General features: G+C 34.3%; 1 protein-coding gene. It reads left to right on the top strand.

The genetic code is table 11. The annotated features are described in order from the left end of the window. Positions 1-919, top strand: a 919-nt coding sequence (locus OZD68_RS00065) for a WD_0033/WD_0034 family tandem repeat-containing protein (RefSeq protein ID WP_458695176.1), incomplete at both ends; no start/stop codon positions are given.

Below are 919 nucleotides of genomic sequence, written 5' to 3'. Positions count from 1 at the left end.
TTAAGAGTAGCTAAAGAAAACGGTATTCTGAAAGACATTCTTGACGCAACAACAACTATAAAATATCCAGGTGGTCAGGAAGAAACTTGCACACCACTTACTTATGCCATATTATGTAAAAATAGCAAAACTATTGAAGAAACTTTAAAAGTCTCTAAAGAAAGCGGTATTCTGAAAGATATTCTTAACGCAACAACAACTATAAAATATCCAGATGGTCGGAGAGCAACTGTTACACCACTTGCTTATGCTATACTATATGAAGATAGTATAGCTATTGAAGAAATTTTAAAAGTCTCTAAGGAGAACGGTATTCTGAAAGATATTCTTAACACAACAGCAACTATAAGATATCCAGATAACAAGGAAGTGACTTACGCGCCACTTGCTTATGCTATGTTCTGGAAGGATAGCAAAGCTATTAAAGAAATTCTAGTAGCAGCTGAAGAGAACAGTATTCTGAAAGATATTCTTGATGCAACAACAACTATAAAATGTCCAGATGGTCATGAAGAAACTTGCGCACCGCTTACTTATGCTATACTACGTAAAGATAGTATAGCTGTTGAGAAAATGTTAAGAGTAGCCAAAGAAAACGATATTCTGAAAGACATTCTTGACGCAACAACAACTATAAAACATTCAGATAGCCGGGAAGTAACTTACACACTACTTGCTTATGCTATACTGCGTGAAAATAGTATAGCTATTGAAGAAATTTTAAAAATCTCTAAGGAGAACAGTATTCTGAAAGATATTCTTAACGCAACAATAACTATAAAATGTCTAGATGGTCGGAGAGTAACTGTTACACCACTTGCTTATGCTATACTACGTAAAGATAGTATGGCTGTTGAGAAAATGTTAAGAGTAGCTAAAGAAAACGGTATTCTGAAAGACATTCTTGACGCAACAACAA

The organism is Wolbachia endosymbiont of Drosophila bicornuta (assembly GCF_028982105.1).
Classification (GTDB): domain Bacteria; phylum Pseudomonadota; class Alphaproteobacteria; order Rickettsiales; family Anaplasmataceae; genus Wolbachia; species Wolbachia pipientis.
This window is presented reverse-complemented; position numbering and strand designations above follow the sequence as displayed.